Source organism: Amycolatopsis sp. NBC_01307 (assembly GCF_035975215.1).
Taxonomy (GTDB): domain Bacteria; phylum Actinomycetota; class Actinomycetes; order Mycobacteriales; family Pseudonocardiaceae; genus Amycolatopsis.
Window position 1 is genome coordinate 3,837,770 of sequence record NZ_CP108403.1, and the last position, 13,471, is coordinate 3,851,240.

At 70.2% G+C, this 13,471-nt stretch carries 12 protein-coding genes and 2 pseudogenes; 2 read left to right on the top strand and 12 right to left on the bottom strand.

All coding sequences use genetic code 11. The features are described from left to right. Nucleotides 1-4 precede the first annotated feature (4 nt). The 6 genes and pseudogenes from OG439_RS16035 to OG439_RS16060 all read right to left on the bottom strand — a co-directional run bounded on the left by OG439_RS16035 (nucleotide 5) and on the right by OG439_RS16060 (nucleotide 5,053). Complete coding sequence (locus OG439_RS16035; RefSeq protein WP_326950150.1) at nucleotides 5-910, bottom strand: universal stress protein; 906 nt, start codon at nucleotides 908-910, stop codon at nucleotides 5-7. Nucleotides 911-999: 89 nt separating this feature from the next. Next, nucleotides 1,000-1,125 (bottom strand): annotated as a pseudogene (locus OG439_RS16040) (CBS domain-containing protein); the annotation flags it as partial. A gap of 201 nt (nucleotides 1,126-1,326) precedes the next feature. Further along, nucleotides 1,327-2,238: a universal stress protein gene (locus OG439_RS16045; protein ID WP_326950151.1), complete on the bottom strand. Its 912-nt coding sequence runs from the start codon at nucleotides 2,236-2,238 to the stop codon at nucleotides 1,327-1,329. Between the two features lie 34 nt (nucleotides 2,239-2,272). Further along, complete coding sequence (locus OG439_RS16050; protein ID WP_326950152.1) at nucleotides 2,273-3,691, bottom strand: DUF4389 domain-containing protein; 1,419 nt, start codon at nucleotides 3,689-3,691, stop codon at nucleotides 2,273-2,275. Continuing rightward, nucleotides 3,688-4,218, bottom strand: a complete 531-nt coding sequence (locus OG439_RS16055) for a flavodoxin domain-containing protein (RefSeq protein ID WP_326950153.1) — start codon at nucleotides 4,216-4,218, stop codon at nucleotides 3,688-3,690. Before OG439_RS16055 ends, OG439_RS16050 begins: the two co-directional genes overlap by 4 nt. Nucleotides 4,219-4,456: 238 nt before the next feature. Next, complete coding sequence (locus OG439_RS16060; protein ID WP_326950154.1) at nucleotides 4,457-5,053, bottom strand: hypothetical protein; 597 nt, start codon at nucleotides 5,051-5,053, stop codon at nucleotides 4,457-4,459. A 288-nt stretch (nucleotides 5,054-5,341) separates the two neighbouring features. Between OG439_RS16060 and OG439_RS16065 the strand changes: the two genes are divergently transcribed. Next, nucleotides 5,342-6,565 (top strand): PP2C family protein-serine/threonine phosphatase, encoded by a 1,224-nt coding sequence (locus OG439_RS16065; RefSeq protein ID WP_326950155.1) that lies wholly within the window; start codon nucleotides 5,342-5,344, stop codon nucleotides 6,563-6,565. Nucleotides 6,566-6,603: 38 nt separating this feature from the next. Here OG439_RS16065 and OG439_RS16070 read toward each other — a convergent pair whose 3' ends face one another. The 3 genes and pseudogenes from OG439_RS16070 to OG439_RS50280 all read right to left on the bottom strand — a co-directional run. Beyond that, nucleotides 6,604-7,833: a low temperature requirement protein A gene (locus tag OG439_RS16070; RefSeq protein ID WP_326950156.1), complete on the bottom strand. Its 1,230-nt coding sequence runs from the start codon at nucleotides 7,831-7,833 to the stop codon at nucleotides 6,604-6,606. Between the two features lie 88 nt (nucleotides 7,834-7,921). Then, complete coding sequence (locus tag OG439_RS16075; RefSeq protein WP_326950157.1) at nucleotides 7,922-8,401, bottom strand: DUF4383 domain-containing protein; 480 nt, start codon at nucleotides 8,399-8,401, stop codon at nucleotides 7,922-7,924. A gap of 293 nt (nucleotides 8,402-8,694) precedes the next feature. Next, nucleotides 8,695-8,793, bottom strand: a pseudogene (locus OG439_RS50280) (IS5/IS1182 family transposase); the annotation flags it as partial. A gap of 946 nt (nucleotides 8,794-9,739) precedes the next feature. On the opposite strand from OG439_RS50280, the gene OG439_RS16080 reads away from it, so the two are divergent. After that, complete coding sequence (locus OG439_RS16080; RefSeq protein WP_326950158.1) at nucleotides 9,740-10,666, top strand: DUF1996 domain-containing protein; 927 nt, start codon at nucleotides 9,740-9,742, stop codon at nucleotides 10,664-10,666. Between the two features lie 204 nt (nucleotides 10,667-10,870). On the opposite strand, the gene OG439_RS16085 is transcribed toward OG439_RS16080, so the two are convergent. The 3 genes from OG439_RS16085 to OG439_RS16095 all read right to left on the bottom strand — a co-directional run bounded on the left by OG439_RS16085 (nucleotide 10,871) and on the right by OG439_RS16095 (nucleotide 13,456). Further along, nucleotides 10,871-11,407 (bottom strand): DUF305 domain-containing protein, encoded by a 537-nt coding sequence (locus OG439_RS16085; protein WP_326950159.1) that lies wholly within the window; start codon nucleotides 11,405-11,407, stop codon nucleotides 10,871-10,873. 124 nt (nucleotides 11,408-11,531) lie between these two features. Continuing rightward, the gene (locus tag OG439_RS16090) at nucleotides 11,532-12,194 is read right to left on the bottom strand and encodes a TetR/AcrR family transcriptional regulator (protein WP_326950160.1); all 663 of its coding nucleotides are present in this window, start codon (nucleotides 12,192-12,194) and stop codon (nucleotides 11,532-11,534) included. Continuing rightward, nucleotides 12,191-13,456: a cytochrome P450 gene (locus OG439_RS16095; protein ID WP_326950161.1), complete on the bottom strand. Its 1,266-nt coding sequence runs from the start codon at nucleotides 13,454-13,456 to the stop codon at nucleotides 12,191-12,193. Before OG439_RS16095 ends, OG439_RS16090 begins: the two co-directional genes overlap by 4 nt. Between the last annotated feature and the right edge of the window lie 15 nt (nucleotides 13,457-13,471).

Consider the following 13,471-nt stretch of genomic DNA (forward strand, 5'->3'; position numbering starts at 1 on the left):
GCGGTCATGCTTTCCGCTCCGGGCGGACGACGAGCACCGGGCACCGGGCGTGCTGAACCAGCGCTTGGCTGGTCGAGCCGAGGAGCATGCCGGTGAAGCCGCCGCGGCCGTGACTGCCGACGACGACCAGTTGCGCGGTCTCACTCGCCTCGAGCAGCATGTGGCGGGGCCGGTCGCGCACCAGCAGGGGCCGGACCTCGACGTCGGGGTACTTCTCCCGCCAGCCCGCGAGCCGCTCTGCCATCAGCCGCTGCTCCCCCTCTTCGAGGGTCTCGGGCTGGGTGAGGATCCGGGCGGTGCCGTGGGTGTCCTCGTAGGTGACGTCGTTCCACGCGTGGACCGCGACCAGCGGGACACCGCGCAGGGAGGCCTCCTCGAACGCGACGCCGAGCGCGGGCTCGCTGTTGGCGGTGCCGTCGACGCCCGCCACGACCGGGCCCGAGTCCGGAACCATCGAGGTGTCCTCGCGTCCGCGGATGAGGGCGACCGGACTGTGCGCGTGGCTCGCGACCGTGGCCGCGGTCGCGCCGACCAGCATGCCGGTGAACCCGTCGGCGCCGCTCCGGCCGACGACGAGCATCCGGGCGTGCCGGGACTCGTCGATGAGCATCGGCACGGGCGGGGCGTTCGGCAGTTCCGTCGTGATGACGAGGTCCTTGTCGATGGACGTCGCGAGGCTGCGGGCGTCGGCGATGATCCGTTCACCGTCGGCCTGGATCGCGTCGAACAACGCACCGGCGCCGGCGCCAGGCAGGCCACCGCCGTAGTAGAGGCTGGTGAGCTGCAGCCCGTGCACGATCCGCAGCTGCAGGTGACGCAGGGACGCGGTCTTGGCGGCCCACGCGAGCGCGGCCGCGGAACCGGCGGAGCCGTCCACGCCTACGGTGATCCTCGGGTCGATGGTGTTCATCGGGTCTGCTCCTGACCTGCGTAAGCGGTGTCGGCGGTGACGACGCCGGGCACGGCCGGCGCCGGCAACTGGGCGACGTGCCGGTCGGGGTCGTCGTCGTCGACCACGGGGAGCGCGGAGAAGCCGTGCGTGGACAGCAGCTCGGCCGCCTCCTTGGCGGACGTCCACGGCTGCACGGTGATCACCGGCGCGGTCATCAGGTCGCGTGCTCGCATCGCGTGTTCCTGCCTTTCGTCTCACTTCCCAACCTAAGAAGGCGGCACCCCGGGCACAGCTGGCGTCGGTCACCGGTCGCGGGGACTTACGTCCCTTCGACCGGATACGTCCACAAAGGACGAAGATCCTTGCGCAGGTCGTGCCATGCCCGGGCACCCGGCTGGTCAGCGCGAGCGGCGCCGGTCACTCCCGCAGGGTGCTCACGACCCGGTCCCGGCCAGCTGGGGTCGCACGACGGCCACCGGGCACGGCGAGTGCACGATCAACGCCTGGCTCGTCGAGCCCGTCAGCATGCCGGTGAACCCACCGAGACCGCGGCAACCGACCACGATGAGCTGAGCGTCTTCCCCGCGCTCCAGCAGCGTGCGCACCGGCCGCCCGCGGGTGACGTCGAACTCGATCGGGACGTCCGGGTACTTCTCCTGCCAGCCGGCCATCTGCTCGGTGAGCTTCGCGCGTTCGATGCGCTCGATGGCGGCCGCGTCCACGTGCAGCGGATAGAGCCGCGGCACGTCGTCGGCGAGGATGTCGATCCAGGCGTGCACCAAGGTCAGCCCGGTTCCCCGCAGCTGGGCCTCCTCACAGGCGAACGCCAACGCGGCTTCGCTGTCGAGCGAGCCGTCGGCGCCGACGAGCACCGGACCGGTGACCGGCGGCGGGCTGTGCGGCGTCCGGCCGCGAACCACGACGATCGGGCAGTGCGCGTGCGCCACCACCGACACGGCGGTCGACCCGACGAGCAGGCCGGTGAAGCCGCCGAGCCCGCGCGAGCCCAGCACCACCAGCTCGGCGTGCTGCGACTCCTGGATCAGCGCGGTGACCGGGTTCCATTCCCGGGCGGCCGTGGTGATCTCGAGGCCCGGGTGCTCGGCGAGTACGGCGGCCCGCGCGTCGGTGAGCCACTCTTCGGCCCGTTCCGCCAGGCCTTCCCGCACCTGGTCCAGCGATCCGAACGCGATCGGGGAGCGCACATTCGGCAGGGTGTAGACCTGCACCAGCCGCAGCGGGCGGCCCCGGCGGCGGGCCTCGGTGCCGGCCCACACGGCTGCCTGCACCGCCGAGGACGAACCGTCGATCCCGGCGACGATCGCGCCGTCGATGAATCCGTACATGGGTTTCCTTCCTTCAACGGTCACAGTGGACGGATCAGACGTGGCTCGGCAGCTCGGGCGGAACCGGGGTGACCGGCGGACCGGCACGGTGTGCTCGGTGCGCGGCGAACCCGATGAGCAGGGCGCCACCTGCCAGCAGAACGGCGCCGGCGAGCAGCAGGCCGAGGGCGATCCAGCCGATCGCGGGCGCGGTCGCTCCGGCTTCGGCGCGCACGGAGATCCCGCGCGAGCCGTCGGCGTTCATCACGACGGCGGTCCACTGCCCGTCACCGACCGGCCAGGAGACGGTCTGGGTGCCTGAGCCGGACGCGGTCGCCGTCCACACACCGGCGTCACCGGGCGGGGTGGCCGGCGCTCCGCCGGGGTGCACTCGATCACCGGAGCGGTTGTCGGCCACGCTGCCCAAGGTCGTGAACTCGGTCGCGGCCAGGTAGCCGGCGACGGCTTCGGAGCGGCCGATGCCCACGAAGAGCGGGTGGCCGTCGATGGCGGTCGCGCGGATCCGGACATCCCCGACGGCCGTGACGACGTCCGGCGCGCCGGATATCTGCACCGGGTCAGTCAGGACCGCGTAGCTGTCCGACGCCAGCGTCGTGGAGCCGGTGAGGTAGCCGTCGGCGTCACGTTGCGTGCGGTCGGCCCACAGCAGCGCGCCGCCACCGGTCAGCAGGCCCGTCGCGCCGAGCAGCAGCACCGCACCGGAGACCGCGGCGACGATCCGCCCGCCGGTCCAGGTGGACGCATGCGCCGGCTGAGGCTGCGGGTGCGGCGGTTCGGCAGCGGCCTCGATGCCGCCCATGTCCAGGCGGAACGGCGGGTACTCGTCGGTCATCAGCGAGACGTAGGCCGCGACGCGCAGCACCCAGCGGTCCATGCCGAGGACGAAGTCGAAGATCGGCCGCGGGTAGCGACCGGTGAACAGCAGCACCACCCCGGCGACCAGCACCAGCACGCCGACGAGACCACCGGCGGCCCAGTCGAAGCCACCATCGCTGCCGTCGCCGTTGCCGAACAGCAGCCAGCTGCCGCCGCCGGCGAACACGCCGACGATCACGAAGTGCGGGAGGGCCAGCAGCCACCACTTCACGAGCACCAGCCCACGCGAAAGCCGCTCCGGATAGGCGATTTCGAGCCGCGCCGGGTAATCGGGGACGTCGGCGAAGGTGAACGGCGGGTAGCGGTCGGTGCCGAGCCCGGCGTAGGAGTAGTACTGCACCCGCCAGCTCCAGCGCAGCACACCGGAGGTGAACGCGAAGAGCGAGCGCGGGTAGCGGCCGGTCACCAGGATCGCGAAGAACGCCGCGATGGTGACGAAGGGGTAGGCGAACCACAGGAACGCCAGCACGACGTAGTGCGGGATCGCGAGGAGCCACTTGACCAGCCACAGTCCGCGCGACAGCGGTTCGTCCAGGGTGGCTTCGACCCGGACCGGGTAGCTGCGTGGCGCCGTCATGACCGGCTCCCGGCAACCTCGGTCACCGCGAGGGTGGCGCCGATTTCGCGGCCCCAGGACCGGATCGACGGCCAGTCGCGGTAGTCGCCGTCCTTGACGCGCAACGCGGCGACCATCGCCCGCTCCGAGAGGTGCAAGGCGTGGTGGTCGATCTTCCCGCCGAACAGCCGGTGCCCGCGAGCCCCGAGCCGCATCACCACGTCGGCGGCGCCGGCCGGCTCGTCGGCCTGCTGGTCCCGTTCGCCGACGGGGCCGCTGGAGAACACCCAGACCGGTAGCCTGCGGAGTTCGTCCACGAAGGTTTCGGCGAGCTTCACAGCCGGCTCGAGCCAGTGTCCCATGTAGACGGCGGAACCGAGGACCACGGCGTCGTAGCCCTCGACCGAAGTCACCAGGCTCGCGTCGCGGGTCTCTATCTGTGACCGCACGCCGGCGTAGGTCAGCGCCGCGCCGGACGCGGTGGCGATGTTCTCGGCGATTTCCCTGGTGGCGCCATGTCGGCTGGCCACCGTCACGAGGATTCTCATGCTTCCACCCTCACGCGGCGGCGGCTCCCGGTTCAGGGGCCAATGTCCCCTGGGACTTGCCGAAAGTCACTGAGTCCGGCCTGCGGCTCGGGCCCGGTTCTCCTTGCTGTGCCGTCCACGATCGTCGTCAGCCACGCCGCACGGGCAGTCGACGATCCTCCCGTAGTAGCGCACAAGCGCGTGGATGGCGGGGCTCTCCCGACACCTCCGCCCGATCCCGAGGTGGTCAGGGCCGCGCTCAAGCGCCTGGACGCGGCTCGGACCCCTTGATCCGTTCGACGAGCTCGTCGCGGAACTCCCGCACCGCCTGAAACTCCGGTTCATCGCCGGTCGCTCGCTTCAACGCGCCTTCCAGGATCTTCAGCCCCTGGCCTTCGTCGCCGCGCGCATCCGCCTGCCTCGCGGCGTTCTCCAAGGCTTTGGCGAGCTTGCTCCGCGCCTCGGGTTCCTGGGCGGCCTTATTGATCCGGATCCAGTTACCGCCCGGATCGACGACGGTGAAGCCGGTGTACCGGTCGTTGCGCAGCCGCGGCCGGGTCATCCGCGGGATGCCGGAGACGAGCAGTTTTCCGTGCACGGAACGCATCCCCGCCGCGAAGGCCTCGAACAGCTCGCCCGTGTCGGCCACGATGACCAGGCACGTGCTGTACGACTGCGCCGGGTCGTAGTCGTCCATCCCGAAGAAGTGCAGATTGATGTCCTCCCGCCGCACCGCGACGTGCGGGTTCGGCCGCGTCTGCCGATAGGTGATCTCGAAGCCGAGCATCTCGTAGAACGACGCGATCTCATCGATGGAAGGACAGGGCAGGAGCGGAATGGTCAGTTCGTTGGTCACCGCCCGAACGTAAGCCCGGACCTGCCGAAACGACACGGAGCTATTTGCTCATGCGAACAGCATTACAGCCGATGTCCGCTCCGTTCGGCCACGTGCGTCCACCCGCGAGCACGACGTCCTGACTGTTGGGAATCGACCGACGGCCGCACTCGTTCCCAGGCGGGCGGCAGCCGGTGCACCGTGCCCCGGTGTCGGCTGCACGCGTAGGCCTGAGAACGCAACATGCCGTACGAAGGCGCCGAGCCGCGCGCCCAGTCGGCGCCTGGGCCGGTCCTCTACCCTGCGGGAGTGGTAGCCGAGGATCGTTCATGGCACACGGTCTTCGCGGAGATCGTCAACCGGTCGCACCTGGCGACCGCCGGTGACCTGCCCGCCATCCTCGACGACGTGACCGCCCTGGTCGGGCTGTCGGCGCGGCTGTACCTGGTCGACCTCGGGCAGCGGGAGCTGCACCCGGTCCGGCCGGCGGACGGCCCGGCGTTGTCGGTCGACGCCACCCTGGCGGGGCGGGCGTTCGGCCGGCTCGAGATCGTCGTCGCGGCCGCCGACGGGGAGCCGTCGCACCTGTGGCTGCCGGTGCTCGACGGCACCGAACGCCTCGGCGCGCTGCGGCTCACCCTCCCCGACGGGACCGACCCGCGGGACAAGGTCCTGCGCGGCAACTGCTGGACGTTGGCCGGGCAGATCGCGCACTTGGTGCTGAGCAAGCAGCTCTACAGCGACCTGTTCCACCGGGTGCGTCGCGGCAAGCCGCTGTCGGTGGCCGCGGAGCTGCTCTGGCAGCTGCTGCCACCGAAGGTGTTCGCCACCGACCGGGTGGTGATCGCCGCCGCGATGGAGCCCTACGACGAGGTCGGGGGCGACGGTTTCGACTACGCCGTGGACGGCGACCGCGCCTCGGTGGCCATCTTCGACTCGGTGGGCCATGACCTGCACGCCGGGCTGATCACCTCGATGGCGCTGGCGGCCACGCGCAACGCCCGCCGCGGCGGCGCCGACCTGATCGAGGCGGCCGAGCTGGCGGACCACACCATCGCCGGCCACCGCCCGGCCGACTCGATGTCGTACGCGACGGCGTTCCTCGCCCACCTGGACCTGGGCACCGGCGAGCTGCACTACCTCAACGCCGGGCACCCGCCGCCGGCCGTGCTGCGCGACGGGCGGGTGGTGCGGCTGCTGGACACCGTGAGCCGCACCCCGCTGGGCCTCGGGGACTTCCAGCGCCGCGAGCCCGTCGTCGAGCGTGAACAGCTCCAGCCCGGCGACCGGGTGCTGTTCTACACCGACGGCGTCACGGAGGCTCGCAGCCCGGCGGGTGAGCAGTTCGGCCTGGAACGGCTGGCCGACCTCACCGAACGCCACGAAGCGGCGGGCCTGCCCGCCCCGGAGACCCTGCGCCGGGTGGTCCGAGCGGTGCTGGACCACCAGGACGGCCGGCTCCAGGACGACGCCACCCTGCTGATCCTGGAGTGGACGACAACCGACCAGGACACCCTGCTCCCCACCCTCTGACCTCCGCTCGGCCATCGGCAAAGCAGCCGAGCGTGCGGTTACTCCGTGGTCCGAGGTGTCTTCCGCACCGCCGATGGCGTCGGACCGGGCCCGCCGTGGCGGCGGCCCACCGTTCCCCGCACGGCCAGGGCGAGGCACAACAGCGCCAGTCCCGCCACGAGCAGCAGCGCGTGGTGGTGCCCGAACGCGGCCGCAACCAGCACGATCGGGACGGCGGCGACGGGCCACGGCCAGATCGCCCGCCAGGAATGACTGCTGCCGCCGAGAACGAGAGCCGATCCGACCAGGAACAGGGCGACCCCGGTGGCCAGGATCCAGCCGGCGCCCGACGGGAGCGCCGCCTCCGGGTGCAGCACGAGTTCTTCGACACCGACGCCGGTCAGCACGACGCCCAGGGCGAGCGGCAGGTGGCCGTAGACGAACAGGTCGTGCCGTTCGTCGGCGGGCGCCCCGTCCCGGGTTTCGTCGTCGCGCCGGCGCAGCGCGGCCGCCCCGACGGCGGCGGCCGTGTCGAAGTAGATCCACCACATCGCGGCGGCGATGACGAACCCGGCGACACCGACGGCGACCGCGGCCGGAGTCCATTCGGCGTCGTGCACGCCGATGGCCGCACCGCCCACGGCCTCCCCCAGGACGAGGATCACGAAGAGCCCGAACCGCTCCGGCAGGTGCTCCAGATGCAGCGGGAGGTGGTTGTCGCGCCAGGTCGCGACGACCGGGCCGACGGCGTCGACGGCGACCGCCACGCCCCACAGCCAGTACCGCGCCGGTCCCTCGACGGCCAGCGACACGGCCCACAACAGGGAACTCACGGCGAGGGTGGCGAGGTAGACGCCGATGGTGCTCCGGGCGTCGGGGACGTGCCGCCACGCCCGGACGTGGAGCACCAGCAGGATCACCCGGCCGGCGAGGAAACACACCGCGAACGGCGTGGAGAACGACGACGTCGCGGACGCGGCGCTCGCGGCGCACCCGGCGATGGACAGCGTCGCGGCGAGCTTGCCGATCCGGAACAGGACGTCGTCGGTGTCGAACCGGTTGGCGTAGAGCGTGTACCCGACCCAGGACATCCAGATCGCGACGAACAGCGCGACGAACGTACCGAGTCCGGACCACGTCAGGTGCTTGAGGAACGCGACCGCGAGTTCGTTCACGACCAGCACGTAAGCGAGGTCGAAGAACAGCTCGAGGTTGCTCGTCGACGCCTCCTGGCCGGTGCGCAGAGCCGGCGGCCGGACCATCGGCTCGCGTTCGGTCTCCGTGCTCACGAGCACCTCCCATCGCGGGCCCCACGTCGGGTACCGGTGGTCCGGGGCTACCCATCCTCGCGGCGGCGAACCGGACCGCCGCGCCCGATCAGGACCCGGTGACCGCGTCTCGCTGAGCTCGCACCGTGCGGAACGACCGGGCGGACACCACAGCGGCGCCGGCCATGGTCACCAGGTGCAGGATGACGTCGGCCCAATTGAGGTTGAACCGGTCGCCGGTGCCGACGGAGACCACCAGGACGCTGTAGGCGCTGAACCCCGCGAAGCCGATAGCGACGACGAGTGCGTAGATCGCGGTGCTGGAGACCTTGCGCGCGGCCACGATGCCCAGCACGCCGATGAGGGTGTGCAAGGCGTTCAGGAGCGGGCTGACGCTGAAGATCAGCACCGAGTACTGGGTCGCGTGCGTCCCGAACGGACCGGCGGACGTCGACCCGGCGTTGCCGGGAACAAAGAAACCGATCACCCTGAGCAGGAGGTAGACCACGCCGGTGGCCAGCGCGGCGAGCCGCATCGGCGCGCCGTGACGTCGCCTTTCGGCGGAAGACTGGTCGGTGGAGGTGGGCATGGTGCCCTCCGTTCTGCCGGGCTACGCGGTTACCCGAGGCCGGTCCCTGGAAACGGCAACGAGTCCGGGCTCACGCCGCGGGTGCGCGGATGTTTGAGCCGGCACGTCGAGGGCATCCGAGCTGCGAAGAGCTGCCGGTCAACATCGCCGCCGCCCAGGACATCTACGTGCGCCGCCACGGCACCCATCGGCGAACTCGAACTGGCCTTCGAGGCGCTCGCACTCTCCGGCGACGACGCCAACGAGATCGGCCGCCGGTAACCTGGTGTCCTTTTTGGACGAACGGTACTTCGAGCGCAGCCGCCGGTCAGCACGAACACGATCGCCGTGAACGCCGCCCGGTCGTCTGCCCGCGCCGGTCCGCCACCTTGGCGACGTACTCCGTGTTCGGGAAACTGAATGATCACCGGCGCCCGAGCCGCGGACTGATCCACGAGCGGTGCCGTCCACACTCGCTGCCGCCTTCACGTCGGTGTCGAGCCAGGACCGCTCCGGCGAGCCCGGACTTGGTGGGAAATTTGCAGTCAAGCGCCTTGACGTCCCTGAACCGACACGGTTTACTGTCAGTTGCCTCGATGGAACCGGTTCCGCGGCCGCCACCTGGACCACTCCAGCATCTCGGGTTGGTTGATGCTCCACTGCCCCAAACGTCATACCCGTCAGTTCACGGGGCATGACCAAGCTTCAGTGGTAGGTCTGCTACATCACCCGAATGCCGATGCGAGCGGTGCGCTCGGATCGGCATCGTGACGCGCGTAGCGCGCGGCACGATGGATCACGACTGACCAGGTGGGCTCGATGAGATCAAAGACGTTCTCCCGACCACGACGCGCCACAGCACCCCCGGGCACAGCCGCGGGTCGCCTGCGTGTTGCCCCCGTGTCCGCAGGATCGAGTCGTTGCCGCAGGACTTCTGCGCGGCAACGGACTCTACCGCGAACAATGGTGTGCCGGCGCCGGCTTTGTCGTGCGTGTTCATTTGCGCATCTCCCCACCGGCGACCGCGCGCACACCCCGGTTTCGCTTCACGGTTGATCGCGTTCGCCGACGCGAGCGGCATCACCACGAAGCCTGGGCACTCGAGACGATCCGGTACCACGACGTATCCGCGATTGCATTGATCCAGATCTTCGTCATACGTGACTGTTCGGTGCGTCCGATCTTCTGTTCGAATGTTTCGAAGAATCGAGCTGACAGAATTTCGACAGCGAAAGCAGGGATATTCAAATGCGAAGTATGTTGAATCGGGCTGGTTGCCGACCTCGGCAGTCCCGGCTTCGGACCCGGGCCGTCCTCACCGCGACCCTCGCTCTGGCGCTCGCCGGGAGTACGGCCTTCGTGGCCGGCGCGAGCGAAACCAACGGACCGGGGTCCGCCGCGGCCGGAGCTTCGGGCAACTCCATCGCGGCCGATGCCGGCTGGGTGGATGTGGACCAGGCCCGGTACCAACGCGAACTGGCCGACTACCAGGGCATCGTGCCGCCGCCGGTGCCGGCCGGGACGACGAGGGTCCCCGAGTTCCACACCGACTGCACGATCGCGAACGAAGCCAAGGACGACGCGATCATCTTCCCCGGCCTGTCCGGCGCCTCCCATATGCACACGTTCTTCGGGCCGAGGAACGACGCCTTCATGACCACGGAAACGCTTCTCGCCGCCGGGTCGACGACGTGCAACTCCCTGGGTGACAACGCCGCTTACTGGGTACCGCAGCTGCAGAGGAACGGCGTGGCCGTTCCGTTCAAGAGCATGCGCATCTACTACGGTTCCCGGGTCTCCGACCCGTCGGCCGTCCGGCCGTTCCCGCCCGGGCTGGTGATGGTGCAGGGTGACGCCAAGCTGCAGGTACCCACGCCGAGGGGGCAGGGAAACCAGTTCTGGTGCGCGGGCAGCGCCGAGGTCGGGCGGAGCGCCGACGGGAACTGGCCGGTGTGCGCCCCTGGCGGGAACCTGATCTTTCAACTCCCGTTCAAGGATTGCTGGGACGGCAAGCACATCGACTCGCCCGACCACAAGTCGCACATGGGAGACCCGGTCGCCGGCAAGTGCCAGGGAGCCTACCCGGTCGCGGTGCCGAACCTGTCGTACATGGTCAACTACGACATCCTGGGCGGCGACGGCCTCGCGCTGTCGTCCGGCATGGCGTCGTCGATGCACGGTGACTTCATGAACGGCTGGGACCACACCAAACTGGCCGCACTGGTCAAGACCTGCCTGAACCAGAACGCGAAGTGCGGGACCACGCCGAGCTTCACCGGCGGCTGAGAGCGACGGCAGGTGGCCGCCGTGCCGAGTCGTCCCGATCGGCCGGCACGGCGGCCTTCGTCCCGGGCTTTCGCTGTCATCGTCTCGGAGATGATGGCCCACGCGTACTTCACGGTGCACCGGCCGAAAGCGTTGCTGCCCCTCGGATGGTGACGGCTCGACGTCCGGCCTGATCGCGCCGGCGTGGCACCCCGCCGGGTGCCGCTAGCGAACCAGCGCGGAGAGATGCTCTTGTTCCTGCAGGAATCGCGAAGCCAGGCTCACGGTCTGCGGTTCTTTGCCGGACGACTTCTCGCCGAGCGCCAACCGTCCCGTTTGGTCCAGGTGATCGCGCAGGCACTTTTTGAAGTAGTTGTCGAAATCCGCCTCGCGCAAAGCGCCGGCGTGCGTGATCTGGTTCGAGGAAACCATCCCCGGCATCTCCATCCCCTTGTGGGGGTTTTCCGCTGGGAGGCCGGCCTGATCGTGAAGCCGCCGCAGATCCGACAGCTCCGATTTCGTCGAAGCGTCGGCTTTTTTGCCGAGGTCGCGGACAGCCGCGGATCCGGTGTGGCCGTCGACCAGGTTGAGCATGGGAACAAGCTGCTCGTCCATGGCTATGTTGATCTCAATCCACGCGCGGTCCGTAGCGGTGAACGATGACACCGCGGTGGAGGCGGATGCACTTGTGGATGGATTGCTGGTGGCGCAGCCACCGACGCATATCATGCCCATGATGCCCAATCCAAGAAAAATGCGCATGCACCGATTACAGGCTATGCCCGCCGGTGAAGTCAACCTGCGAATGGGCCATGGGGCTTAGCCGTTGAACGGTCGAAGCCGGATAGGGCGAAGATAGAGCGACGCCTCACGCGGCAGGGCCTATTCACCGGTCCGGAGTTCGCCGCGGTGGTGTGGTCAGCAGAGCTGTGATGCCGTCGACCAGGATTTCGCCGGTTTCGGCCCAGCCGGGAATGCCGGAACGGTCCCCCGCCTCGGCCAGTTCCGCTTCTCGTTCGGCGCAGGTGTGGACGATGGCGTGCCGGGCCATCGCCGAGCGGGTGAGGATCGCGGGGTCGGCGGGATCACCGGCGTGGGCGGCCACCGCCTGCAAGGCCCGGTGCATCACGGGCGTCGACGTGGTGACCGACAGCGCCGGCGCGCGCAGGACCGGGTCGCTGACGACGTGGGCGGCGAAGCGGGCGTAGTAACCGGGGACGCCGAGTTCCGCGAGGTGCAGCGTCGTCGGCAGCACCAACGCGGCCACGTGGTCACGCAGCCGCGTCGAACCCTCCGCCGCGGCCACCATCGCGGCCCGGATACGGTCCATCGCCTCGCCGTGCTCGCGCAGCACGGCGAGGATCACTTCCTCCATCGTGCCGACGTGGTAAGCGACCGCGGAGTTGTTGGCCTGTCCGGCTTCCTGGGCGAGCCGGCGGCTCGACACCTGCGCGACGCCATCCTCGGCGATCAGCCGCTCCGCCGTCGCCAGCAGGCGAGCACGGGTGGCCGCCGACCTCCCGCCGCCCTGCGGCCGCGGGCCCGTCACCACCGCACCAGGACCTGGTCGATCCCGCCGACGATCAGCCCCTGCCGGGCGCGCAGGTCCGCGGCGTCCCCGACGAGTTCCAGCGTGGGCAGGCGCCGCAGCAGCACTTCGAGGACGGTCTGCAGCTCGACGCGCGCGAGCTGCTGGCCGACGCACGAGTGCGGGCCGACGCCGAAAGCCAGGTGCGGGTTGGGCCGGCGGGCGAGGTCCATCTCGCCGGCGCCGTCGAACGCGTCGGTGTCGCGGTTGCCCGAGGCCATGCTGCACACCACGGTCGTGCCGCGCGGCAGGGTGGTGCCGCCGACCACGGTCTCTTCCGAGACGTAGCGCGGCATCCCGAACCCGGGGTTGGCGTCGAACCGCAGCGCCTCCTCGACGGCGGGCGGCACCAGCGACGGGTCGGCCAGCAGCCGCTCCCAGCGGCGCTCGCGGTCCGCCAGCAGCATCGCGACCATCTTGCCGATCATGTTGGCGGTGGTCTCGTGCCCGGCGATGAGCAGGCCCTGCCCGGTCATGACCAGCTCGGACGCGGTCATGTCGGCGGCGAGAGCGCTCAGCAGGTCGTCACCGGGTGCGGATCGCTTGGTGGCGACCAACTCCGTCATGTACTGGTAGAACTCCCGGCCCGACCGGTCGATCTCGTCCTGGCTGAACCGGGTCATGTTGAGCATCGTGTCCGACCAGTGCGCGAACCGGCCCCGGTCGTCCCGCGGCACCCCGAGCAGGTCGCAGATCACGAACACGGGCAGCGGAAACCCCAGCGCGGGCCCGATGTTGGCGGGCGCGCCGGCCTCGACTATGTCGGTGATCAGCTGCTCGGCCAGTTCCGTCATGCCCGGCCGCAGTGCCTGCACCCGCTTGACGGTGAACGCTTTCCCGACCAGCCGCCGCCAGCGCCGGTGCCCGGGACCGCCGAGCATCGACGCCTCCGGCTCGTCCGCGGCCGCCTCGCCGCCGGTCGACGCCGAAGGCCGGCTGAACACCCCGCCGTCGTCGCTGTCGGAGACGCGGGACGCGTCGTCGGCGTCGAGCTGCCGGCTGAACCGGGGGTCCGACAGCATCGCCCGGACGTCGTCGTAGCGGGTCAGCAGCAGCGCTTCGTCGCCGCTGGCCAGTTCGATGCGCGCCACCGGGCACCGCGCCCGCAGCTGTGCCCACTCCGGCGGTGGCTCCAGCGCGGTGGGGTTGGGGAACGGGTAGGGCGGCAGTCCCTCCAGGACCGCAGCCGGGTCGTTGCCTGCGTGCGCTCGGTCGTCGGGCATGTCGGCAGCCTAGGT

Bases quoted from the DNA above. Each gene is read 5' to 3' on its own strand.
- OG439_RS16035 (WP_326950150.1), bottom strand. From the start codon at position 910: ATGAACACCATCGACCCGAGGATCACCGTAGGCGTGGACGGCTCCGCC.
- OG439_RS16045 (WP_326950151.1), bottom strand. From the start codon at position 2,238: ATGTACGGATTCATCGACGGCGCGATCGTCGCCGGGATCGACGGTTCG.
- OG439_RS16050 (WP_326950152.1), bottom strand. From the start codon at position 3,691: ATGACGGCGCCACGCAGCTACCCGGTCCGGGTCGAAGCCACCCTGGAC.
- OG439_RS16055 (WP_326950153.1), bottom strand. From the start codon at position 4,218: ATGAGAATCCTCGTGACGGTGGCCAGCCGACATGGCGCCACCAGGGAA.
- OG439_RS16075 (WP_326950157.1), bottom strand. From the start codon at position 8,401: ATGCCCACCTCCACCGACCAGTCTTCCGCCGAAAGGCGACGTCACGGC.
- OG439_RS16085 (WP_326950159.1), bottom strand. From the start codon at position 11,407: ATGCGCATTTTTCTTGGATTGGGCATCATGGGCATGATATGCGTCGGT.
- OG439_RS16095 (WP_326950161.1), bottom strand. From the start codon at position 13,456: ATGCCCGACGACCGAGCGCACGCAGGCAACGACCCGGCTGCGGTCCTG.